The organism is Chryseobacterium lacus, from assembly GCF_003336205.1.
In the GTDB taxonomy this organism is placed as follows: domain Bacteria; phylum Bacteroidota; class Bacteroidia; order Flavobacteriales; family Weeksellaceae; genus Chryseobacterium_A; species Chryseobacterium_A lacus.
The window spans coordinates 370,620-395,534 of sequence record NZ_QPIE01000001.1 but is presented as its reverse complement, the minus strand read 5'-3'; the positions used below and the strand labels follow the sequence as shown (position 1 = coordinate 395,534).

Genomic DNA, 24,915 nt, shown 5'->3' with positions numbered 1-24,915 from the left:
TAAACTTACTGAAGTTTATCAATATACTCTTTGTCCTCCTCTTGCGGTTCATCAACAGACTATGGGATCGTGTAACTCACTTCAGATTCTTCCTGTTTTTACCAATTCTTCACAGACAATAGTGCCGTCACTTACTCAGATTATAGCTCCGCCAGCGATAGGAAATGTTTCTGTCAACTCCACTTCAGGAGTAATTACGTATACACCTCCTGCAGGACTTACTGCCGATGCGCAAACCACTTTTGTGTATTATATTCAGGCAGCCGGAACCAATGCGGATTTTGAATATATCCGTGTCAATATTGATATTGATGTGCTTCAAACCACAAATGCGTCAATCACTTCCTGTGGTGATGCGAGCGGAAGTGGTCTTTTCGATCTTACTTCGGTCAGCGTAACTCCGGATCCTGCAGCAACAGTTACCTATTTTACTAATTCCAATTTAACAGGAGCTATTTCGAATCCGACCTCTTATCAAGGGACTGCGGGTATTGTATATGCAAATGTCACTTCCTCTTTCGGATGTTCAAAAATGGCTGAGATTCAGCTTACTGTAAATCCGTCTCCGAATATTACCGCTTCCAATTTCAACGGAATTTTATGTGATAATGATTTTGATGGAACGATCTCGGTCGATTTTCAAACCATTACGCCTCAGATTGTAACGAATGCCAATTTGTTCAATGTGAAATATTATACCAATCAGGCAGATGCCAATGCGGGAAATAATAATAATTTACCCAACAACTGGAGCTTTACTGCAGCTACAACAGTGTATGTAAGGGTAGAAAGTGCAGCAGGAAATTGTCCGCCTGCATTGGATCAAATTAATTTTAGTTTTGGAAACAGAATTACAACGATTGTTTCTAATCATTCTGCCATCGTTTGCGATGCGGATGGAAACGGTTCAGAATCCGTGAATCTTTCTACATATCAGAATGCTTTTACTGCAGATCCTGCGGTCACTTTTAGCTATCATAATTCTCTTGCGAATGCGCAGAATAACGTGAACGCTCTTCCCGCTACGCAAACCATCACCGGAACAGCAACCTATTTTATCAGGCTTCAGCATCCGACAGAATGTGTCAATGTAGTACAATTGAACCTGAATCTTGAAACCATTCAAATGACTGCAGCGACTTTGACTTCCTGTGAAACCACCGCAGGAAATGGAATTTTTAATCTTACTTCTGCCAATATAACTACAAATACAGGTGTAACTTATTCGTATTTTTCCAATGCTGCCCTTACGAATGTGATCAATAATCCGACAAATTATACTTCGGCGAATGCCACTGTTTATGTTCAGGTGACTTCTCCGAATAGCTGTTCAGCGGTTACAACGATTGCGCTTTCTGTGATTCCTTCACCGAATATAAATACCGGAAATTTTAATGGCCTTCTTTGTGACAATAATTTTGATGGAAATATAGAAGTGAATTTTAATTCCGTCACGCCTCAGATTGTAAATAATGCCAATCTTTTTACCGTAAGATATTATTTAAGTCAGGCCGATGCCAATGCAGGAAATAACAATACGCTTCCGGCAAACTGGAGTTACAGCTCACCCACAACGGTTTATGTTCGGGTAGATGCAATTTCAGGTAACTGTACGGCAGTTTTCGGACAGATCAGTTTTGGTATTGGTGAAAAGATTCCTTTGCTAATCCGGGACGGCTATTCAGAATTGTGCGATGACAATCTGGATGGTGTATTGCAGGTAAATTTGAACAGTTATAAAAATTTATTTACGGCCAATCCCGCTGTTGCGATGACTTTTTATCTCACCCTTGCAGATGCGCAAAATGCCGCTAATGCTATCAGTTCTACACAAACACTGACAGGCCTTAACGAATTTTATGTTCGTTTTGAAGGCAATTCAGGATGTCCGAACACAGCAAAATTAAGCCTGAAACTGAAAGTTCCAAAGGAGTCAGCAACGCTTACAGATCAAATTATTTGTCCGGGCGGAACAACCATTCTTGATGCAGGACCCGGTTTTTCAAAATACTTGTGGAGTACCGGAGCCGTTACGCCTTCTATTAATGTAGGAGTAGGAAATTATTATGTAGATTTGAATTTCGATGGCTGTGTTTATCGCCAGTATGTTACTGTTTCACCTTCCGTTGCTCCTGTAATTGATAAAATTGAAATAAAAGGAACTACGGCTACTGTTTTTGTCTCTGGAGCTACCGCACCTTATCAGTATTCACTGGACGGGATTACGTATCAGTCTTCCAATGTTTTTAACAATCTGCCGAAAGGGCCGCATACGGTTTACGTCATCTCTGCGGAGAAATGTATTCCGGTGACACAGAAATTTCTGATTTTAAATCTCATTAATGCCATTACTCCTAATAGTGACGGCATCAATGATGTGCTGGATTATTCAGATCTCAAGTCGAAAAGCGATGTTTCTATCGCAATCTACGACCGTTATGGGAAACGTATATTCAGTTCAGATTCTAATAACTATATTTGGAATGGCACCCTGAACGGGTATCCGCTCAGTACCGGAACGTATTGGTATATTTTGAAATGGAGAGAGCCCGGAACTGTTGAAAAAGTGGAATATCATGGTTGGGTTTTGCTGAAAAACAGGGAGTAACGAAAAATTTATTGGGTATATTCTTCATTTATTGAGAAATTATTATAAATTTGTGAACATTGATTTTTTTACTTAAAACAATTATTATGAGAAAACTTTTACTTTACTTAATGACTTTCGTGCTGTTCAGTGCCAATCTACAGGCGCAGCGCGATACTGAGCACTGGATTGCTCCTTATTATGCCAATACTACTGGTTATAATCATGGTCTGTATTTTTCTACAGATTCAACGGTACCGATTACCGTGGAGGTATACCACAACAATGCTGTGGTTCATACGATTAATAACCTGACAAAAGGTAATCCACAAGTTTGGCAACTTTCTACCACTTTGGCTAATCAGTATTTATATTCTAACACAGCTGCTGAAGCATTAACGGTAATTAATAAAGGGTTATACATCAAGGCTCAGAATGATATTCCGTTCTTTCTTTCTTTAAGAATGTATCAAGGTGCACACTCTGAATTTTTAACATCTAAAGGTAAGGCAGGAATTGGAACCCTGTTTTATGCGGCTCCTGCACCTCTTACCTATAATAGTTCCAGCATGAATTTTACCACGGGTATAATGGCTACAGAAGACAATACCACAATAACAGTTGATGGCTATAATCCGGGTGTTAGATTTACTAATGGGCCTACAACTTCTCCTCCAAGCTATACATTTACGATGAACAAGGGACAATCTGTTTTGTTTTCAGGGCAGGCAAACCATGCTCCCAACCAACAAGGTTTTATCGGGGCCAAAATTCTTGCTGATAAACCTGTAAATGTTACCAACGGGAATGCCAACGGAATGTTTGGTACTTCCAATACCACTTCAGGTAGTGACCTGATCATGGATCAGTCAGTACCAAAAGAAAAGTTAGGGAAAACGTTCGCTATGGTAAGAAGTTTAACGTATTTGGGAGACCCGAACAATATGGAAGGTGGACTTATCGTAGCCACCGAAGATAATACACAAATCTTTTTGAACGATGGTGTAGCTGCAGTAGCAACTATTAATGCCGGAGAACATTACCGGATCTTAAGTAATCATTATGTAAACCAGGGAGGTAGTGGACATTACAATATGTACATTAGTACCACTAAAGATGTGTATTTATATCAATTGTTAGGTACAGGTTCAACCACGTCGGGAAGTAATACGGGTGGATATAACTACATTCCACCATTGAGCTGTTATCTGCCACGATCAATAGATGAAATCGGAAATATTCATCAGATGCCTGGGATGACGGGCACAGCTGATCTCAAATTAAATATTATTACCGAAGCTGGTGCTGTAGTTACAGTGACCAGCAATAATAATCCCATTATTCCGCAAGGTCCGTATGCTGTTTCAGGCAACCCTACTTGGGTAACTTATGAAGTCCCTGGTATTACTGGTAATCTCGCGATTACTTCTACTAAAGCTGTAACCGCCGGAATTAACGGGGGATGGAGCACCGGAGGATGGGGTGGTTATTTTGCCGGTTTCTCATCAAGGCCGATCATTGAGAAGCAAACGGGCGAATGTATCCCGGGAGTGGTTATAGGTGTGGATGATATTTACGAAACTTATCAGTGGTTCTTAAATGGTACTCCAATTCCAGGAGCGAATACCCATACCCTTACCCCAACTACACCAGGAGAATATACCTTAACGGTAAGTATTCAGGGATGTAATCCTGTAACGACAGAGATATTTAAAGTGTTTCCTTGTTATACAAATACTACCATAACGGGGAATGTTTGTGGTTCTAAAACATATCAGGTTGAGTTTACCAACTCGACGCAAACATTAGACCCGGCGTCTATTACCATCACTATACCGCCAGCAAACGGAACTGCGATGATCGATACGGCTACCAACACGATTACTTATACTCCAAATGTTGGATATTTAGGGCCAGATACTTTCACTTATGAGTTCAATAGTGATGTCCCTATATTTTTTGATAAAGAAATTGTAAAAGTTGATGTTAATGTTGTTCTCCTGGAAACTTATGAAGACAGCCTTACTGCATGTCCGTACAATGGAGTTGCAACCTACGATCTTACAACAGTAGATGTTACTGCATTTGCTACGAATCCGACATTTCAGTTTTATCCAACATTGACGGATGCGGAAAACCAGACAAACGAAATTGTATATCCTAATGCTTATGTGTCTGCCTCTGGAAGCGCATTTGTAAGGGTAACAACGCCCGAAGGCTGTTTCGAATTTGCAAAAATAAATTTATTTTTCTACGACCAGCCTGTTGTAAATGATGCAGTTCTGAGTTCTTGCTTTATTCCTGAGAATCCAACGACAGCGGAGTTTGATCTCACTACGGCAAACGTTGGAGCACTCCCTGGCGTACCGGTGAAATATTATCCATCGATGGCAGATGCAGAAAATAATACCAATGAAATTCAAAATCCATTTGTATATGTTTCTCCCACATCGGCAGCTTATGTACGCGTCTTCACAGAAAATGGATGTTATTCTATCGCTAAAATTTCTTTGAACGTTATTCAACCGAATTATTCAACAGTATTAGTAGATAAAATTATCTGTATTGAAGGCAGAACTACCTTAGATGCCGGTCCTGGATTCCAGTCTTATCTTTGGAGTACAGGAGCTACCACGCAGGAAATTACAGGAGTAGGCGTTGGTGAATATTGGGTAATTCTTTATTCTGAAGGTTGTCCAACGATTCAAACCGTAAAAGTTCACAAAGCACCTGAAGTGGTGATTAGTAATATTGAAATCAATAACAATACGGTAACCCTTACTGTATTAGGTGGAGAACAGCCGTATCAGTATTCTCTGGATGGAGTTACCTGGCAAGATTCGAATGTGTTTACCGAGCTTCCAAGAGGACAAAATATTTTCTACGTGAAAGATTCTTTCAACTGTACTCCGGTAATGGTGGAAGTAACGGTTCCAAACTTGGTGAATGCCATCACTCCTAATGAAGATGGTGTGAACGATGTGCTGGATTATTCCGCACTCAGATACAAGGAAAACCTTACGTTATCTATCTATGACCGATATGGAAACCGTGTTCACGTTGCAGATAAGAACAACAACTACATGTGGGACGGAAGATTCGGAAATAAAAGAGTATCTACCGGAACGTACTGGTATCACATTTCATGGAACGAGCCGGATGCAGCCAAAACCCCTGTAAAACACACAGGATGGGTAATGGTGAAGAATATTGAATAATCATCAATTATAATTTAATTATGAAGCACGGCAAATTGTCGTGCTTTTTTATTGAGAAAATCTTTAATTTGATTAAATAATTTTTAACTTTGTAAGTCACTCATTCTCAATTATGAAAAAACTTCTACCTTTTTTACTATTTCTTTTTTTATATAACGGCCTTCTGGCACAGCTGGACAGAGAGCATTGGTTTGCTCCCATGGTTGACCGGACTGGTAATCCTAATCCTTATCAGAAACTTTATCTTTCTACGAACCGGACGACTCCGTTTCCAGTAAGTATTTATAACAATAATACCCTTATCGGAACGGTGATCATCAGCAAAGGGAATCCACAAAAATTTGATGTTCCGCGGCAGCATATTATTACAACACAACAAAGTGATCTGTTCACTCCGATAACAAAAGGGCTTCATGTGCAGGCGGAATTTCCTTTCTATGCCAATCTCCGATTTTCGGTTTTTAATCATGCGGAAATCGTTACTTCAAAGGGAATTGCTTCTACGGGAACACTGTTTTATACAGCAGTAGCACCTATTATGGTGCAGAATCCTATTCTGAATTTTATGACGAGTATTCTCGCTACAGAAAACAATACTACCGTCACCGTTTCAGATTACGCACCCGGGATACAGTTTTCCAACGGAACTACAGGAGCTGCGGTTCCATCCCTGACTTTTGTTCTGAATAAAGGGCAGTCTTATATCATAGAAGGTTCTGGTTCTATGGCAGCCAACGGTACAGGTTTCATTGGAAGTAAAATTGTTTCAGATAAGCCTGTGAATGTGACGAATGGGAATTTTAACGGACAATATGCGGGAGCTATCGCTACAAGCTCTGATATTCTGATGGACCAGTCGGTGCCCGTCAGCAGGTTAGGAAATACTTTTGCATTGGTAAAAGGAAATGGCAGTATCGGGAATAATATGGAAGGCGCCCTCATCATCGCTACCCAAGATAACACGCAAATATTTGTGAACAATGAGGGTTTGATTGCGACTATTAACGAAGGTGAATATTATCGCGTACCCGAATCAAAATATATTCTTCAGGGGAATAATCACTATAATTTATACATTTCCACCTCTCATAATGCGTATGTTTATCAGCTTTTGGCTGGTTTTGACGGGGCCGGCGTGTCAGTAGCAACCGGCGGTTTTAATTTTATTCCAGCCCTGAACTGCTATCTTCCGAAACAAATTGATGAACTCGGATTTATTGATGAGAATCAGGTTCATTCCAATGCAAATCCTACGGGTGTTTTGAATATTCCTACCAAACTCAACCTTATCACGGAAGTAGGTGCTGTAGTTACCGTCAATGGAGTGCCACCTCCGGCCGGAACAGGCCCTTTCAACATGTCGGGAACTACTAATTGGGTTACGTATGGAATTCCCAATGTTTCTGGCCATATCACCGTCAATTCGAGCAAGGCTATTACAGCAGGAATTAATGCAGGAACCGATGCTGTAGGATACGGAGGATTCTTTGCCGGATTTCCGACACAACCGGTAATTATCGCCACAGGAACCTGTATTCCGGGAATTACGCTTACAGTAGATCCTATTATTTATGACAGTTATCAGTGGTATCTTAACGGGTCATTAATTCCCAATGCTACCAATCCTTCATTTACACCTACACTTCCTGGTTTTTATACCGCTTCAGTTACCATGGGAAGCTGTGCACCATTAGTTACTGAGCCTCATAAAGTTGAAAAATGTATGGTGAATTCTTCTGAACAATATACCCTTTGTACCAATCAAGAAATTACGCCCGCTTTTTCATCGGTGAGTATTCCTCAAGCTATTGACATTTCAACCATTGCAATTATTTCACAACCTACATTGGGAACGGTTACGATAAATCCCACAACCGGGCAAATTGTATATACTGCTAACGCTCAGAGTGTAGGTGTAGATACTTTTACCTATACGTTCTGTGGCAATCATCCGGATTTTCCCGAATGTGAAACGGTTACGGTTACACTTAATATTGCTCAGGTATTGGTAAACAATGCGACGGTAAAAGGCTGTGAAATCCAGGGACAGGGAACTTTTAATCTGACTACCGCTAATGTAACGACGCAATCCCCCGTTACTATTACCTATTATCCAACGCTTGCAGATGCTCAAAATGAAAATCCTGCAGCGCTCATTACTAATTCTACATCATATGTTGCTGCTCCCGGAACTGCGTTTGCCGTTGTGAAATCGCCGGAAGGTTGCAAAAGTATTGCGCAAATCACTTTAGAATTATTTCCTTTGGCGGTAGTGGCTGATTTTACAGGGAGTTTTTGTGATGACGATCTGGATGGGAATATCAATGTAGATCTGTCCACCATTACTCCGCAGATATTGCCGAACGCTGGATATTTTACTGTTCGGTATTATGCTAATGTATCTGACGCCACTGCAGGAAATGCCAATGTGCTGCCGTTGTTATGGAGTTATACTGCGGATACTATCATTTACATTCGTGTAGATTCTCCGGACGGTTGCCCTGCAGTAATAAAACCTTTGAATTTCCTTGCAGGAACGAAAGTTCTGTTGCTTTCAGACAACATGAATCAGAGTGTATGTGATGTCGATTTAGACGGAATACAACAGGTAAATCTCTCAACATTTTTATTCCATTTTACGACAGATCCTTTGGTGACGGCTACTTACTACGCCTCTCAGTCCGATGCACAACAAGGAGTAAATCCAATTTCATCAGCGGTAACGGTGAATGTTCTGGAAACATTTTACATCCGCTTTGAAAGACCAAACTTTTGTTCAGTTGTCGGAATTTTATCTATTTATATTAAAGTGCCTAAAAAATCTGATACGCTTGCAGATCAGGAAGTTTGTCCGGATACAAAAGCACTTCTGGATGCAGGCGATAATTTTGAAAGTTATCTCTGGAGTACAGGTGAAACCACCCAAACCATTCTTGCAGGCGCAGGAACTTATTGGGTTGATCTTACTTTTGATGGCTGTGTTTATCGCCAATCGGTTACCGTTTCAGAGTTGGAAGTTCCGGTCATTACTGCGATAGACATTCAGAAAGGAAATATTACGGTAACAGTAACCGGCGGTTATCCACCTTACGAATATTCGATAGATGGCTTTCAATGGCAGACTTCCAATGTTTTTCTGGGTCTTCCAAGAGGAGAATATACGCTGTACGTAAGAGATTCCAGCAGATGTGGAGTCATCACCATGGATTTCTCCATTATCAATCTTATTAATGCCATTACGCCTAATGAAGATGGCCTGAATGAAACGATTGATTATTCATCTCTGATGTCTAAAAAGGATCTGGTTTTTAAAATTTATGACCGTTACGGAAAAGAAGTTTTTGTGGGAACTCCCGCAAACAAATATACTTGGGATGGCATATTTCAGGGAAGACGCGTTCCTACAGCTACATATTGGTACATTCTTCAGTGGCGCGAATTGGGCACAGTTACCGTAACCAAACACACCAGTTTCCTTTTGGTGAAAAATGTATCAAAATAGAAATCAACAAGAGCATCGAAAGATGCTCTTGAATTTGATGGAAGCGTAAAATAGACCAAAAAAAGGCAGCGAAGATCAATTTCACTGCGCTATTTTTTCGGTAAAATTTAAACAAATTCTTTTTTAGAAAAACTTTCCGCGCTGTCTCATGTGAGGATTGTGCATGTGTTTTTGCATGGAAGGCATTTTCAACTGTTCCTTCATCATTTTAATCTGATCGGTCATTATTCCCGCAGAATCCAGTTTGCGTGCTTCTTCCAATAGCTTTTGTCCTTCCTGTTTTCTCCCTTTTGAGATGGCTGAAGCAGCAAGATTCAGCGTGGCCATCGCCCGGTCCTGTTTCATGTTCAGTCCGTATTCCAAAGCTTTTTTCATGTAAGGTTCTACTTTCGCGGGATTATCCTGAGCCAGCGTAAGTCCGGAGAGGTATTGAAAATACCCATATTGTGACCGGTGTAATACCGATTGATAATTCTGAATCTTAGAAAGCCATTGCACAGCCTTCGCCATATTTTGTTTTCTGATCTGCCAGAACGCCAGCAATATAAATTCGTTTTTGAAAAAAAGAAATATAGGAAAAGCGGAAAGCAAAAAAACAACGACTCCCCAACCTGTCTCTCGGGTAAAAAACATCATGTAAATTCCAAGTGCTATGAGCAGAGCTGCAATAACCAGTTTTATATACTTATTCATCAGTTAAAATTTTAGAAGTGCAAAGATAAGAATTTTGGGACGGACAGCCCTGATTCTGAGCAGTGGATTTTTCATTCCGTTATCGTCTTTCGTACGTTTGAAAATACATGTTGTAAGCATTCTTTTCATCTCTTTCGATAAATTCTTCATGCGTTTTTTTCCATATTTTCTCGTCAATTTCAGGAAAAAAAGTATGCGCTTCAAAATGGGCATCAATTACCGTTACTTCCAGTTTATCTATGATTTCCATGGTGCTTTTGAACAGTTCGGCACCACCAAGGATGAAAACTTCTTCATCAATTTTTTTAGCGAATTTAAGGGCTTCCTTCACGCTTCCAACAATCAGAATTCCTTCCTGAAACCAGTCTGTTCTTCTGCTCACCACAATATTCGTACGGTTGGGCAAAGGTTTTCCGATGCTTTCGTACGTTTTTCTGCCCATGATGATAGGGTGTCCCTCTGTAATATTTTTAAAATGTTTGAGGTCTCGGGGCAGGTGCCAAATAAGTTGATTATCATATCCTATTTCGTTTCCCAGTCCCATGGCCACTACAGCTGTTGTCATTTTTATGTATTTTTTACAAAATTAGCAAATAATTTGTATATTTGATCAGCTAATTTTCACAACATTTTATAAAATAAACTATGAAAAACAAAGGTTGTTTAAGTGCAGGAACCTTAGGTATTGCGCTTCTCGTTATTCTTGGGCTATTGCTCGTTTGGGGAGTTCCCAAGTATAATAATCTCGTAAAACAGGAACAAAATGTGAACACCAAATGGAGTAATGTAGAAACGGTGTATCAAAAAAGAGCGAATCTGATTCCGAATCTGGAAAGAACGGTGAAATCGTATGCGCAATTTGAGCAGGAAACCCTTACTGGTGTCGTTGAAGCCCGATCAAAAGCTACTTCTGTCACCATCGATCCTACCAATATGACTGAAGCCGATATGGCAAAATTCCAGGCTGCACAGGGAGAACTCAGCGGTGCGTTAAGCCGTTTGATGGCTGTTGTGGAGCAGTATCCTAACCTGAAAGCAGATCAGCAATACACGAATTTTCAAAGAGAATATACCGCGATTGAAAACAGTATCCGCGCGGAAACGGTAACCTACAACGGATCGGTGCAGGAATACAATACGACTATCAAATCGTTCCCGACTAATATTTTTGCCAATTTTACTAATTTTAAAGAAAAACCTTTATTCAAAGCTGCTGCTGGTGCAGAAAATGCGCCTGAAGTTTTCACTGAATAAAAAATCATGAGTAATTTCCTTACACACAGGCAAATGGCTTCTCTCGTGGAAGCCATTCAAACTGCCGAAAATCATTCTTCCGGAGAAATCAGGGTTCATATTGATTCCAATTCTGAGGATGATAATGCAAAGACCGCTTTTGAAATCTTCCGAAGCCTGAATATGCACAAAACGGAAGAAAGAAATGCAGTACTTTTTCATATTAATTTTGATAAAAGATACCTTACCATTGTCGGTGACGAAGGTATTCACAAAAAAGTGCATCAGCATTTCTGGGATCGGATGCACGATGAAATAACCTCAGCATTTGCCCGTGGAAATTATTTTGAAGCCTTGGAGGAAGCTATTCTGAAAACAGGAACCGAACTGAAAAAACATTTTCCCATCAACGGAAACAATCCTAATGAACTCTCCAATGAGATCAGTTTTTCTTAAATTATTCTTTTTATTTGCCATTGCCACTTTCTTTGTCAGCGCAGCGGCACAGTATAAAATACCCGAGAAACCGGCGATTCTTTATCCCGTGTATGATGAAGCCGGGCTTCTGACGGACTCTGAAAAAGAATTGCTAAATCAGAAACTAATTAAATTTGAGGATTCTACTTCTACGGAAATTATGGTAATCATCATCCCGACTACCGAGGGTGAAGATGTCAATTTCGTAGCATGGCAGTTTGGTGAACAATGGAAAATCGGAAAGAAAGAAAAAGACAACGGTATTGTTTTTCTTGTTGCTTCTGAAGACAGAAAAATGTCCATACAACAGGGTCGGGATGTGGAGAAATATCTGACAGCTTCGGTTGCTGGACAAATCATCGATTATATCGTCGCCCCGAATTTCAAACAGGGACTTTGGTATGAAGGAATTAACCGCGGAACAACGGCGTTGATGGAAACCGTGCAGGGAAAATATAAACCGATTGTTTCAAAAGATTCTTCCGAGGGCGGCGGAATCGGTTTTTTAAAAATTCTTTTAATTGCTGTTATCGTCATTATCATTCTGAGCAGTATTTTTGGGAACCGTGGTGGCGGTGGAGGTAATGATGACGATGATGTGATCCTTTCCCGACGCGGAAGAAGATCCTATCCCGGCGGATTTTTTCCATTTCCGATGGGTGGTAGTTTTGGTGGCGGTATGAGTCGCGGTGGTGGTTTTGGTGGCGGTGGTTTCGGCGGATTTGGTGGCGGCGGAAGTTTTGGTGGCGGTGGTGCATCCGGAGGCTGGTAAAAACCGTAGCTTTGCAAATTATATGAAAAATGCAGCACTGTTCAGATTGCATCTGATCGTATTTCTTTGGGGATTTACGGCGATTATTGGAAAACTGATTACAGCAGATGCGCAAACTCTGGTGTTTTACCGGATGCTCTTTGCCGCAGCAATTTTGTTTGTTTTTATCAGATTTATACAGAAAAAATCGCTTCATGTTCCAACGAAGCTCATGTACCAGTTGGTAACTATTGGTGGATTCATGGCGTTTCACTGGCTTTGTTTTTTTTATTCGATTAAAATATCCAATGTTTCCATCGCATTAAGTTGCCTTTCGCTTTCCACCCTGTTTGCAGCTATTCTCGAACCGATTGTTTTTAAACGAAAAATAGATCTTCCCGAGGTTATTATCGGAGTGGTCATTGTACTTTGTATTTCCCTGATCTTCAATGTAGAATTCCGATACAAAGAGGGGATTTTCTATGGAATTCTGGCAGCACTTTTCGGTACCGTTTTTTCCGTGTTCAATGGCAAACTGTATGGCAGAACCAGTTCGGGAAATATTATTTTTTATGAAATTTTCGGTGGTTTTCTTATTGTTGCGTTATTTTCAGTCTTATCCGGACAACTCGCTGAGGTAGTGGATCTCAGTGGGAGAGACCTCGCACTGGTAGTATTGTTGGCCGGAGTTTTCACTGCATTTCCCATGCTGGAATCTGTTAACCTGATGAAGTATATTTCGCCGTTTACACTTGTTCTTACAGTAAATTTAGAACCCGTATACGGAATTATCCTTGCTTTTTTTATCTTTGGAGAATCGGAACAGATGAGTACTTTATTTTATATAGCGTCATTTGTTATGATTTTGGCAATTATTATCAATGGAATTTTAAAATCGAAAAGAATCAAAAAGAAACTAAACTCCGAAATCCAATGAAAAAATTACTAGCATTATTCATATTTACAGGAGTATTGGCTGATGCTCAGATCGTTCGTAAATATTCCAATGAATTTCTAAATATCGGTGCCGGAGCCAGAGGTCTCGCAATGGGTGGTGCTGTGATCAGCAGCCAGAATGATGTGTATTCCCCCATGTGGAATCCTGCAGGTTTGCTTGGAATAGAAAAAGACTGGCAGGGAGCGGCCATGCACGCAGAATATTTCGAAAGTATCGCCAAATACGATTATATCGCCTATGCAAAAACACTTGAAGACAGCGGCGGTGTTTTCGCTGTTTCTGTAGTTCGGTTGGGTGTGGATAACATTCTGAATACTACTCAAATGATAGATACGGAAGGAAATATTGATTACGACAGAATCACCAAATTTTCTCAGGCAGATTATGCTGCGCTGGTTTCCTACGCTTTTAATCCGGGAGGAAATCAGAAAATCTCCGCCGGTGTGAATGCTAAACTCGTGTACAGAAATGTCGGAAAATTCGCCAATGCTTTTGGATTCGGGTTCGATGTGGGGGCTATTTATCACTCAGACAGCGGTTGGAATTACGGAGCGATGCTTCGGGATGCGACAACTACCGTTAACTTCTGGAATGTAGATCAGAAAGAACTTTCCGCCATCGTAAATGGTGAAGAATTCAACCCTGCACCGAAAGACAAAATGGAACTTACGATGCCTAAACTCAACATCGGAGCCAGCAAAAATTTTGACATTACCCAATATATTTCTATTCTTCCGGAAGCCGGAATTAATGTAGATTTTGCGAAAACTGCTGCGTTGGTTTCTACAGATTTTGCGAGTATTACGCCGTATGCCGGTGCAGAAATGGTTTACGACGACCTCATTTTTGTGAGATTGGGCGTCAATCGTTTTCAGACGGTAACGGATATTGAAGATTTACAGCGGAAAGTTTCGTTTCAGCCCAGCGCCGGGATTGGGATAAAATACCGCGGACTAACGCTGGATTATGCGATTACCAATTCAGGAATTGGGAGCAGTAATTTTTACTCCAATTTTTTCTCTCTGAAACTGGATATGGCTGCTTTCAGAAACAACTAATCTGGCCATTTTTCAAAAAAAATCAGACAAAATGAAATGCACTTTGTCTGATGATCAAGTTAATATTTGTGATGTGAAATAAAAGGACATTGGTGAAATGGCCTTTTATGATGTGTTACGCTTTTACAAACTGCAGATCGCCCGCAATTTTCACTTCATCCGACACCATTACACCTCCTGTTTCTAGCGCTGCATTCCAGTTCAGCCCGAAATCACTTCTTTTGATTTTTCCTTCAAAAGAAAAACCTGCTTTTGTATTTCCCCAAGGATCTACGCTAGTTCCGCCGTAGCTTATATCTAGATCAATAGGTTTGGTGATTCCGTTCATGGTAATGTTTCCGGAAACATGATCATTCATGGAGTTGGTAGTAAAAGTAATGAGCGGATGCTTTTCGGCATTGAAGAAATCTGCACTTTTCAGGTGAGTATCTCTGTCTGCACTTTTTGTGTTGATAGAATCGGTTTTTATTTCAGCTTTTGCTGTGACGTTTTTAAAATTGTCGTCTTCGCTTTCCAACTGTACGTCAAAGTCGGTGAATTCACCTTTTACATTTGAAATCATCATGTGTCTTACTTTGAAAGTAATTTCACTGTGTGCAGGGTCTAAATTCCATTTTGTTGCCATAATATTTTGTTTTAAATTGATTAATTAACTGATGCAAAAGTAAAGCCTTCATCAATGATTTCCATTGATCTAAGATAATAAATGCATAAAACCCTTATAAGATTATGGAATTTATTAATTTTCATTAGATTTGCAAAAAAACTATGAAAACTCTCATACTCTGTTGTTTGGGCTTGCTCCTCTTTAGCAAAACGTTCGGACAATCCCTGTCAGATTCAGTCCATATTCCGAAAGATATTCGCTATAAATTTGATAAGAATAAAACCTATCTTCCTGTACTTCTGATGTTCGCCGGTGCCGTATCAGACGGAAATGGGAAAAAAGATGTAAAGGAGACAATGGCCAACGGTGCAAGGCGATTTTCAGAATATCAGAATTCCGTAGACGATTATGCCCAATTTTTACCTTTTGCCGGATTGTATGCTTTTGAATGGATCGGAATGACGCCGAGAACGGACTGGAAGAACAGAACCGCCATTATCATTAAAGCACAGATTATGAATTTAGGGATGATTCATCTATTGAAAAGCACGTTGAATCATCAGCGGCCCGATGGTTCTGCTTATTCTTTTCCTTCCGGGCATACCGCCAATGCGTTCGCAGGTGCGGCATTGGTTTCCATCGAATATGGACAGCATCATCCCTGGGTTCCTTATGCAGCTTACGGAGTTGCTTCCGGTGTCGGTGTGATGAGGATGATTAATAACAAACATTATATTTCCGATGTGCTTTTTGGAGCAGGATTAGGAATTCTTTCTGCCAGACTCGCCTATTGGACTCACCAATACAAATGGAATAAACCGAAATCTACCACCGATCCATTTGATGGTGTGGTATATCATTCAAACACTTTGTCTCCTGAACATGATTAAAAAACTCTACTTTTTTCTGTTTTCTTTCGCTGTTGCTTTTTTCTATAGTCAACAATCTATCGATTCAACACAAGCAATAGTTGATACTCAGGAATATAAGATTTCGGAAACTGAAACTTTCGTTTATAAAAAACCAAGGGTTTGGGATGCTGTAAATAAAATTCCAAGAAATTTTGTTGCAACGGCTACCGATTTTGTTTCAAAGCCTTATTATCCATTCGGCTTGGCAGCAGTAGGAGCCACTTTGGCGTTGATTCCCGCAGATCCTTGGCTGATAAAAGAAAGCAGAAATTTTGGTGAATCGCTTGGCTTAAATGAAGATCACCAATACAATAAACTCGGATTTCTGGAAATTGTTCCTGCAGATGCAGCTTCTGCTCTTTATTTTATTGGAAACGGAACGACGGTGATTCTGATCAGTGCCGGTTTGGGAACTTATGGTTTTTTGAAGAACGATTACCGTTCTCAAAGTACCGCTTTACAATTGTTGGAAAGTATTGCACAGGCCGGTTTATTTGTTCAGCCGCTGAAAAGAATTACCGGAAGAGAAAGTCCTTTTATCACTTTTGGTGACGGCAGGGAACACAGTTACTGGAAATTTGCACCGAGCTTTTCTGCCTATCAAAAAGATACTTCGCGGTATGATGCCATGCCCTCCGGACATCTTACTACGGCGATGGCAGCACTTACGGTTTTAACGGAAAATTATCCCGAAAAAAAGTGGTTGAAACCTGTCGGATATACTTTGTTAGGATTGATGAGTTTTGAAATGATGCAAAGCAGGGTGCATTGGGCTGCGGATTATCCGATCGCTATTTTCATCGGATATCTCATCGGGAAAAATATTGCAGCGTCACGCATTACCAAATCCGGAAAAAATATGGCACAAAAAAGCCAGTACAAAATCAGTGTTGCCGCTTCTTCGGTCTATGGTTACCAAACGGTTGGCGTTAATATTCAGTTTTAAATTAACATTCTTTAACATTTATTTCTTATTTTTGAGGAAATTTTTTTCTCAAATGAAATTCTCAAAATTTACTTTATTATTTCTGTTAGCCAGCAGCTGGATCTTGGCTCAAAATCAGAAATTCACAATGGCTGAAGCCGTTAACGGGCTCCGGAGCAATCTTGCGGTAAAAAATATTACACAATTCTCTTGGTCAGAAGACGGAAAATCACATCTTCAGAGTGTCAGAAACGGCTATATAATTACAGATTTAAAAACAGGAAAACCGGATACATTGATCTCATTGTATCAGATCAACGGCAAATTGAGTCAGGATCAAAAACTCCGCGCGCTTCCACCCATGAAATTTATTTCGGGAAACAAAGGATATTATCAACAAAAAAATAATCTCTTCTGGTGGGAGAAATCTGGAAAAATCTGGAACTTAAAAAAAACGATAGAACTTCCTGAAGATGCCGCCAATATTCAGTTACTCGGCGATCAAGAAACGTGGGTTTATACCGTAAATAATAATCTTTATCTGAACAGAAATGGAAAATCTGTTGCGATTACTTCCGATCAGGATGAAAATATAGTGAACGGACAAGCGGTACACAGACAGGAATTTGGCATCAGTGAAGGCATTTTTATTTCTCCGGATTATCAGAAAATTGCTTTTTATAGAATGGATCAAACCATGGTAGCGGATTATCCCGTGATTGACTGGAGTGTGACGCCGGCAAAAAATGTTAATATTAAGTATCCGATGGCCGGTTCCAAATCCCATGAAGTGACTCTTGGTGTTTATGATATTAAAACTGCATCAACGAAATTTCTCAATATAGAAGGCGATCCGGAACAATATTTAACCGCAGTTACCTGGAATCCGGATAACAAGTCGATTTTTGTAGGAGTGCTGAACCGTGCGCAGAATCACCTTCAGATGAATCAGTATGATGCCGTTTCCGGAAATTTAATGAGAACTGTTTTTGAAGAAAAAAATGATAAATATGTGGAACCTCAGCATCCGTTGATATTTTTCCCAAATTCATCGGTAGATTTCATCTGGCAAAGTCAGAGAACCGGTTTCAATCATCTTTTTCATTATCATTTAGAAAAAGGACTGGTCTCGCAACTCACAAAAGGAGAATGGCTGGTGACGGATTTCTTAGGTTTTAATGAAAAGAAAAAAGATATTTATTTCACAGCGACTAAAGAAACTCCTCTGGAAAAACATTTGTATCGCGTGAACTGGAATAATTACAAAATACAGCGTTTGGATCAAGCGGAAGGCGTACACACGGGCGTTCTAAGTAAAGATGGCAACTGGCTTTATGACAGTTATAGCAATGCAAATTCACCACGAGTTGTTAACCTTATTAATACCCAAACACTGAAAAGCACCAATATTCTGACTTCAGAAAACACCCTGAAAAACTATCAGCGGCCGGAAGTGAAAAATATTGTACTCTCTGCAGATGACGGTACGCCGCTTTATGGAAAATTGATTCTTCCTACTGATTTTGATCCGAACCAAAAATACCCGGTTATCGTTTACCTCTATAACGGACCTCATTTACAGTTGATTACCAATGCATTTCCGGCTTCAGGCAATCTTTGGTATGAATATATGGCGCAAAACGGCTACATCGTTTTCACGATGGATGGAAGAGGATCAAGCAACCGCGGTATGAAATTCGAGCAAGCGGTGTTCCGGGATATGGGAACGGTTGAAATGCAAGATCAGTTGAAAGGAGTAGAATATCTTAAATCTTTACCTTATGTGGATTCGCTACGGATGGGCGTTCATGGTTGGAGCTATGGCGGATTCATGGCCACAAGTTTGATGCTTCGTCATCCTGATGTTTTCAAAGCTGGAGTTGCAGGTGGACCTGTTATCGATTGGAATATGTACGAAATTATGTACACCGAAAGATATATGGATACACCGGAAGAAAACTCTGAAGGATATTCCCGGAGCAATCTGTTGGATAAAGTTCAGAATTTGAAAGGAAAATTATTGCTGATTCATGGTGCTCAGGATGATGTAGTCGTTTGGCAGCATTCCATAAAGTTTCTGAAAGCAGCTGTCGATTCCGGTGTTCAGGTGGATTATGCAGTGTATCCCGGCCATGCACATAATGTTTTAGGAAAAGACAGAGTACATTTGATGCAGAAAGTGACGGATTATTTTAATGAACATCTAAAATAATAGGAAACAAATTAATATTATTACTAGCCATATTTGTAAAAGTGAATTAAATTTGATATGTTTGGTGAGATTTAATTCTATTATCATGAGTAGGTCTTGCTATTATGATTTACGAATTCACAACTTGTGTTTATGGTTAAGTCAATTTTAAATAAAACTAAGATTGAAAACAATATCAATGAAATTATCTTTTTTCTTTTTCTCTTAGGTTATATTTTGGAATTTCTCTTCAGAAGAGGGTTTTTAAATGCAGATTTTAAGATCTTGTCTGTATTGCCGTTCACTGCTAATATTGTATTGCTTTGTTTCATGCTTTTTAAGAAAAATGATTCGACACAAAATAGGAAAAAGGCAAGCAGGAAATATATTTTAGGCTTAGCTTTCAACTTAGGTTCTATTCTTTTTATTTTCTTTATTTGGACGAAAATTTTTTAAAAGTTTGATAATTGCTGTTTAGCTTTAAAACACAAAGCTCTGCCATTCGACAGAGCTTTTGTTTATTTTATTTAATTTCAAAAATCTAAATTCAAGTGCTTCAGGTGCTACAACATTTTGGAAACTAGTGCCAAAAGAAAAATATCTAGAAATAAAAAGATAATTGTTCTAATTATTTTCTGAAATTTTCTCTGATTTTAGTGTTATGAAGAGCGTTAGATTTGGTCGATTTTCGTATTTTTACGAACACTGAAACAAAAACCTTTATGATAGGTATCTTAATAACCGTTTTTGTCGTCGCATTTCTGATTCTTTTTTCGGGGAATTCATTCCGTCCCAAATATTACAGGCTTTTGGCGATTTTTCCGCTGATATTGTTTTTATATTTTGGATATTTTATGATGAATCTCCAGGAGGAAAGCAGTTTGCTCCTGCATTACAAGTGGATTCCCTCGCTGGGAATCAATCTGGACTTTAAACTGGACGGGCTGTCCATGCTTTTTTCCCTGCTCATTACAGGAATTGGAACATTGATTTATTTCTATGCTTCGGATTACCTCAAAAATGCGCACTACCTCAACCGGTTTTATTGTTATCTGACGCTGTTTATGGGCTCTATGCTCGGTTTGGTTTTGTCGGACAATCTGATGACGGTGTTCATGTTCTGGGAACTGACCAGCATCACGTCCTTTTTCCTGATTGGATTTAACAACGAAGAAGAAAGCTCACGGAAAAGTGCCATGACGGCTTTTGCCATTACAGGGCTGGGTGGTTTTTTGTTGCTTGCCGGATTCTTGCTGATCGCCAATATCACCGGCAGTTTTTCGATTCAGGAGTTGATGAGTTCGCGCGAAATATTGCAGAATAATTCAATGTATATCCTGATTCTGATTTTTATTTTTGGAGGCGCTTTTACAAAATCTGCTCAGTTTCCTTTTCATTTCTGGTTACCCGGCGCGATGGCAGCTCCAACACCTGTTTCAGCTTATCTACACTCGGCGACCATGGTAAAAGCCGGGATTTATATTCTGGCCCGGTTTTCACCCATTTTGAGTGATGGATATATTTGGAATAATACACTGATGATCGTTGGCGGAATTACCATGATTTACGGCGCGTTTCACAGTATTTTCCGAACAGATCTCAAAGAGATTTTGGCTTATTCCACGGTTTCCGCATTAGGAATCATTGTTTTTTTATTGGGCATCGGAACCGATTACGCCCTTTATGCGGCCGTAACTTTTATATTGGTACACGCCCTTTACAAAGCGACTTTGTTTCTCACGGCGGGGATAATTGATCACGCTGTTCACACACGTGATATCACAAAACTTACGGGCTTAGGAAAATATATGCCTGTGGTAGCGATTGCAGCTTTTATTGCAGCTTTGTCGAGCGCCGGCGTACCGCTTACCTTTGGATTCATCAGCAAAGATTTAATTTATGAATCTACATTGAATTTCCCTCAATGGGGCGTCTACCTAACTATTTTCGCAGTTACTACCAATGTTTTATTGGCTGGTTCAGGATTTCTGGCAGGTGTAAAACCCTTTTTGGGAGAACCGATACAAAAACCTTCACGCCTGCACAAACCTTCAGTTTTTCTTTGGTTGCCGGTTGTGATTTTAAGTTTGTTGACTTTGATTTTTGGGATTTTCCCTTTTCTGGCAGACGATGGTATTCTGAATCATGCGTTTACATCAATTGCAGTCAGAGAAACTGAACTTTATCTTAAGCTTTGGCACGGATTCAACACGGTGCTGATACTTTCGATCTTTACCATTATTTTCGGTTTGTTTTTATTTGTGTTCAATCGCTATTTGCGTACGCCACTACAAAATGTTCTCAAGCTCGAACCCGTTTCTCCACAAAGTCTCACGGAATCGTTTGGTGAGTTTTTCAAAAAATTTGCATTTAATTATACTCGATTGATGCACAATGGTTATCTGCGTAACTATCTGATTGTGATTATTCTATTCATAACCGGATTGGTGGGCTACCGTTTGATTACTACGGTTCCTTTACAATTGATTACAGAAGATTTATCGGGTTTCAGTATTTACGAATTAACGTTTTTTATCATTATTCTGGTTTCTATTTTTTACACGCTCAAAACGACTTCTAGGTTGACCGCAATTGCGAGTCTGGGTGTTATCGGATACTGTCTCTGTCTGATTTTTGTGTTTTATGGTGCGCCCGATCTGGCGATGACACAGTTCGCCATCGATACGCTGACGGTGGTTTTATTTGTTTTGGTTTTGTTCAAACTACCAGGATTTCTTCCATTCAGAAATAAAAAAATTATTTTCCGTGATGCCGTGATTTCATTGAGTTTTGGTACTTTAATTATGCTCATTACTTTGCAGTCGCTGGTGTATCCAGCCAGCAAGGAAATCAGTCATTTTTATGCAGAAAACGCTTATATCTTGGCAAAGGGGAAGAACGTGGTTAATGTGATTTTGGTGGATTTTAGGGGATTTGATACTTTAATCGAATCCGTTGTTTTGTCTATTGCTGCATTAGGTGTTTATGGAATTTTAAAATACAGAGGAATCAATGAAGAGGCCGACTAACCGACAGAAGTCAAAAACATTTGACTTAATTATTTTGAAAACGGCGACAAATTATTTGATACCGTTGTTGCTGATGTTTTCTATATTTGTTTTATTGCGAGGCCATTACCTTTCGGGTGGTGGATTTGTGGGTGGATTGATTGCTTCGATTGCCTTCGTGTTGCATTCTTTTGCCCATACGACTAAAGTTACGCTGGCCTTGTTCCGGTTTTCGCCTAAAACCCTTATTCCGGTCGGATTGTCAATTTGCTTGGTGAGCGCTTTGATTCCCGTTTTTACCGGCGCACCTTTTTTTACAGGATTATGGCTAGAAGAACCCATCGCGGTTATTGGTTCGGTGGGAACCGCGTTGTTTTTTGATATCGGTGTGTATACAGTGGTATTGGGTGTTACACTTACGATTTTGTTTACAATTAAAGATAATGTTTAGATGGAGTTATTGCTGATTTTACTTGTGGGTATCTTTTATGCCTCCGGAATTTTCCTGATGCTCCGCAGAAGTATGGTAAAACTCCTTCTGGGACTTTTATTATTAGGCAACGGAGCTAATATTCTGATTTTCCTGACGGGAGGCCTTACAAAAGGAAAACCACCGATTATTGACGAAGCAGAAAAGACATTTACGAGTGCCTATGCCGACCCGGTTCCTCAGGCATTGATTTTGACGGCAATTGTCATCAGTTTTGCTTTGAATTCATTTGCGGTCATTTTACTGAAAAAAGTGTACGCCACAACAGGATCCGATGATTTGGATTCGCTAAATATTCAGGATTTAGACATATGATTACGAACTTCATACTTGCCCCCATATTATTGCACATGTTGACGGCAATTGTTCTGCTTTTTTTCTGGCGAAACATTGCTGCGCAAAAAGTAATCAGTGTCATCGGAAATTTTTTGGCCTTCCTTCTCTGTCTGCGGTTGTTCTGGGCTACAGAGGAATTTAGCTATTTGATTGTGCAGGTGGGAAGCTGGGAAGCGCCGTTCGGGATTATTTTCGTATCAGACGCATTAAGTTCGATTATGGTAGTTTTGACGGCCATCATCAGTTTGGCGGTTGGAATTTATTCGACAGTCGCCATTAATCCGAGCCGTATCAAATACGGATATTTCGTGATATTTCACTTTTTGGTCATGGGACTTCTGGGTTCGTTCCTGACAGGCGATATTTTCAATCTTTATGTTTGGTTTGAAGTGGTCATTATATCGTCTTTCGTACTTTTGACACTGGGTGGAAAGAGACTTCAGATGGAAGGCGCGATCAAATACGTGACCATGAATATGCTGGCATCCATTATTTTCCTGACAGCTATTGGTATCCTCTATGGAATTACCGGAACGCTGAACATGGCTGATCTTGCTGTAAAAATAAATAACGTAAACCAAGGGTTGGTGTCGGTGACGGCTTTATTGTTTTTCGCAGGTTTTGGAATTAAATCTGCCATTTTTCCTTTGTATTTCTGGCTGCCTTCTTCATATCATACACCACCCTCGGCCATTGCCGCTATTTTTGGCGGGTTGCTTACCAAAATGGGGATTTATGCGATGCTGAGAACTTTTACGCTGATATTTCAGCTTGATGAATTTATGCAGAATGTTTTCATCGTTATTGCCATTTTGACGATGATTACCGGAGCTTTGGGTGCTATCAACAAACGCAGTATCCGTAGACTTATTTCTTATCTGATTGTTTGTCACATCGGATATTTGATTGCGGGAATCGGACTTTATACCGAAATCGCCATTGTGGGAGTTATATTTTACTTGATGCACGATGTCATTGTCAAAAGTAATTTGCTGATGATAACTGGAATTATTCAAAAAATACGGGAAACAATTGATATGACAAGGTTGGGCGGACTGTATAAGGATTATCCGAAATTGTCTTTGGTCATTGCAATTGCCATGTTTTCACTGATCGGAATTCCACCTTTGTCGGGATTCTGGCCAAAAATACAGTTCTTCGGAGAATCTTTACGTAGCCAGCATTATATACTTTTGGGTGCTTTTATTTTTGCTAGTTTTGTCACTTTATATGCCTTAGCCAAGATGTGGTCTGAAGTATTCTGGAAAGAATCTCCCAAGCCTTTGACCAAGGAAATCGACCGGTTTGCACGGCTTTCCATTTATGAAAAAGCGGCACTGGTTGCACCGGTAGCTGCACTTTCTTTGGTATCTTTATCACTAGGATTGAATGCAGGATATTTTTATGATCTGTCACAAAGAACAGCAGTTGAACTCATGAATCCGAATCTTTATATAGATGCGGTACTAAACGGAAATTACGGAAAATGATAAAGAATTTTTTACTTAACTTATTACTTTCCCTGGTTTGGGTTGCGCTCACCGGCCATTTGAACTATGTCAACTCTCTTTTCGGATTTCTGCTGGGGTTTGCGATTTTGTGGATGCTAACAAGAACCGGAACCATTGAAGAAAAAGGATATTTTTACAAAGTACCCAAACTTTTATTATTTTGCATCTACTTCTTTTATGATATGATCAGAGCTAATTTAGAAGTGACAAAAGAAATTTTGACCCCCAGATTTAAATTGAATCCGGCGGTGGTAATTTTTGAGCATAGCCTGAAATCTGATTTTGAAATTACGATGATTTCAAATCTTATTGCCTTAACGCCAGGAACGATGGTTCTGAATATAAGTCCGGACAAAAAATATCTCTACATCCATAGTTTCAATCTGAAGGATAAAGAGAAATTTGCAGAAAAAATGAGAAACGGACTGGAGAAAAAATTAATTGAAGTAATACGATAAT

Annotated in this window: 19 protein-coding genes; 16 read left to right on the top strand and 3 right to left on the bottom strand. The window is 39.7% G+C overall.

Annotated features, from left to right (window positions below; genetic code table 11):
- Nucleotides 1-61: 61 nt before the first annotated feature.
- The 3 genes from DQ356_RS11415 (at nucleotide 62) to DQ356_RS01900 (ending at nucleotide 9,307) form a co-directional block, all read left to right on the top strand.
- Nucleotides 62-2,608, top strand: coding sequence for a T9SS type B sorting domain-containing protein (locus tag DQ356_RS11415; protein WP_317048680.1), 2,547 nt, complete (start codon nucleotides 62-64; stop codon nucleotides 2,606-2,608).
- 86 nt (nucleotides 2,609-2,694) lie between these two features.
- Entirely contained in the window at nucleotides 2,695-5,805 is a 3,111-nt protein-coding gene (locus DQ356_RS01905; protein WP_114302757.1) for a T9SS type B sorting domain-containing protein, read from the top strand.
- Nucleotides 5,806-5,917: 112 nt separating this feature from the next.
- Nucleotides 5,918-9,307: a T9SS type B sorting domain-containing protein gene (locus DQ356_RS01900; RefSeq protein ID WP_114302756.1), complete on the top strand. Its 3,390-nt coding sequence runs from the start codon at nucleotides 5,918-5,920 to the stop codon at nucleotides 9,305-9,307.
- A 123-nt stretch (nucleotides 9,308-9,430) separates the two neighbouring features.
- Here DQ356_RS01900 and DQ356_RS01895 read toward each other — a convergent pair whose 3' ends face one another.
- A complete protein-coding gene (locus tag DQ356_RS01895) occupies nucleotides 9,431-10,000 on the bottom strand; it encodes a DUF2892 domain-containing protein (RefSeq protein WP_114302755.1) in 570 nt (189 codons plus the stop codon).
- A 79-nt stretch (nucleotides 10,001-10,079) separates the two neighbouring features.
- Nucleotides 10,080-10,565, bottom strand: a complete 486-nt coding sequence (locus tag DQ356_RS01890) for a dihydrofolate reductase (protein ID WP_114302754.1) — start codon at nucleotides 10,563-10,565, stop codon at nucleotides 10,080-10,082.
- Between the two features lie 80 nt (nucleotides 10,566-10,645).
- On the opposite strand from DQ356_RS01890, the gene DQ356_RS01885 reads away from it, so the two are divergent.
- The 5 genes from DQ356_RS01885 to DQ356_RS01865 are packed head-to-tail and all read left to right on the top strand — an operon-like array spanning nucleotide 10,646 to nucleotide 14,477.
- Nucleotides 10,646-11,254: a LemA family protein gene (locus DQ356_RS01885; protein ID WP_114302753.1), complete on the top strand. Its 609-nt coding sequence runs from the start codon at nucleotides 10,646-10,648 to the stop codon at nucleotides 11,252-11,254.
- Between the two features lie 6 nt (nucleotides 11,255-11,260).
- Entirely contained in the window at nucleotides 11,261-11,689 is a 429-nt protein-coding gene (locus DQ356_RS01880; RefSeq protein ID WP_394337232.1) for a TPM domain-containing protein, read from the top strand.
- The gene (locus DQ356_RS01875; RefSeq protein ID WP_114302751.1) at nucleotides 11,670-12,482 is read left to right on the top strand and encodes a TPM domain-containing protein; all 813 of its coding nucleotides are present in this window, start codon (nucleotides 11,670-11,672) and stop codon (nucleotides 12,480-12,482) included. The genes DQ356_RS01880 and DQ356_RS01875 overlap by 20 nt, the downstream gene beginning before the upstream one ends.
- A gap of 22 nt (nucleotides 12,483-12,504) precedes the next feature.
- Nucleotides 12,505-13,398, top strand: a complete 894-nt coding sequence (locus tag DQ356_RS01870; protein WP_114302750.1) for a DMT family transporter — start codon at nucleotides 12,505-12,507, stop codon at nucleotides 13,396-13,398.
- Nucleotides 13,395-14,477: a putative type IX sorting system protein PorV2 gene (locus tag DQ356_RS01865; protein ID WP_114302749.1), complete on the top strand. Its 1,083-nt coding sequence runs from the start codon at nucleotides 13,395-13,397 to the stop codon at nucleotides 14,475-14,477. The genes DQ356_RS01870 and DQ356_RS01865 overlap by 4 nt, the downstream gene beginning before the upstream one ends.
- 115 nt (nucleotides 14,478-14,592) lie before the next feature.
- Here the strand turns inward: DQ356_RS01865 and DQ356_RS01860 are convergent, their stop codons facing one another.
- The gene (locus DQ356_RS01860; protein ID WP_114302748.1) at nucleotides 14,593-15,102 is read right to left on the bottom strand and encodes a YceI family protein; all 510 of its coding nucleotides are present in this window, start codon (nucleotides 15,100-15,102) and stop codon (nucleotides 14,593-14,595) included.
- A 143-nt stretch (nucleotides 15,103-15,245) separates the two neighbouring features.
- Between DQ356_RS01860 and DQ356_RS01855 the strand changes: the two genes are divergently transcribed.
- From DQ356_RS01855 to DQ356_RS01815, 8 genes are all read left to right on the top strand, one after another.
- Nucleotides 15,246-15,974: a phosphatase PAP2 family protein gene (locus tag DQ356_RS01855; protein ID WP_114302747.1), complete on the top strand. Its 729-nt coding sequence runs from the start codon at nucleotides 15,246-15,248 to the stop codon at nucleotides 15,972-15,974.
- Nucleotides 15,967-16,941 (top strand): phosphatase PAP2 family protein, encoded by a 975-nt coding sequence (locus tag DQ356_RS01850; protein ID WP_228420592.1) that lies wholly within the window; start codon nucleotides 15,967-15,969, stop codon nucleotides 16,939-16,941. Before DQ356_RS01855 ends, DQ356_RS01850 begins: the two co-directional genes overlap by 8 nt.
- Before the next feature lie 52 nt (nucleotides 16,942-16,993).
- Nucleotides 16,994-19,132: a S9 family peptidase gene (locus DQ356_RS01845; RefSeq protein WP_114302745.1), complete on the top strand. Its 2,139-nt coding sequence runs from the start codon at nucleotides 16,994-16,996 to the stop codon at nucleotides 19,130-19,132.
- 701 nt (nucleotides 19,133-19,833) lie between these two features.
- Nucleotides 19,834-22,140: a putative monovalent cation/H+ antiporter subunit A gene (locus tag DQ356_RS01835; RefSeq protein ID WP_114302743.1), complete on the top strand. Its 2,307-nt coding sequence runs from the start codon at nucleotides 19,834-19,836 to the stop codon at nucleotides 22,138-22,140.
- On the top strand, nucleotides 22,124-22,570 hold the full coding sequence (locus DQ356_RS01830) for a Na+/H+ antiporter subunit B (protein WP_114302742.1): 447 nt from the start codon (nucleotides 22,124-22,126) through the stop codon (nucleotides 22,568-22,570). Before DQ356_RS01835 ends, DQ356_RS01830 begins: the two co-directional genes overlap by 17 nt.
- Nucleotides 22,571-22,924 (top strand): Na+/H+ antiporter subunit C, encoded by a 354-nt coding sequence (locus DQ356_RS01825; RefSeq protein ID WP_114302741.1) that lies wholly within the window; start codon nucleotides 22,571-22,573, stop codon nucleotides 22,922-22,924. It begins immediately after the preceding gene.
- Nucleotides 22,921-24,435 (top strand): proton-conducting transporter transmembrane domain-containing protein, encoded by a 1,515-nt coding sequence (locus DQ356_RS01820; RefSeq protein WP_114302740.1) that lies wholly within the window; start codon nucleotides 22,921-22,923, stop codon nucleotides 24,433-24,435. Before DQ356_RS01825 ends, DQ356_RS01820 begins: the two co-directional genes overlap by 4 nt.
- Nucleotides 24,432-24,914 carry a Na+/H+ antiporter subunit E gene (locus tag DQ356_RS01815; protein ID WP_114302739.1) on the top strand — a complete coding sequence of 161 codons (483 nt, stop codon included), beginning with the start codon at nucleotides 24,432-24,434 and terminating at the stop codon, nucleotides 24,912-24,914. The genes DQ356_RS01820 and DQ356_RS01815 overlap by 4 nt, the downstream gene beginning before the upstream one ends.
- Nucleotide 24,915: the final 1 nt, after the last annotated feature.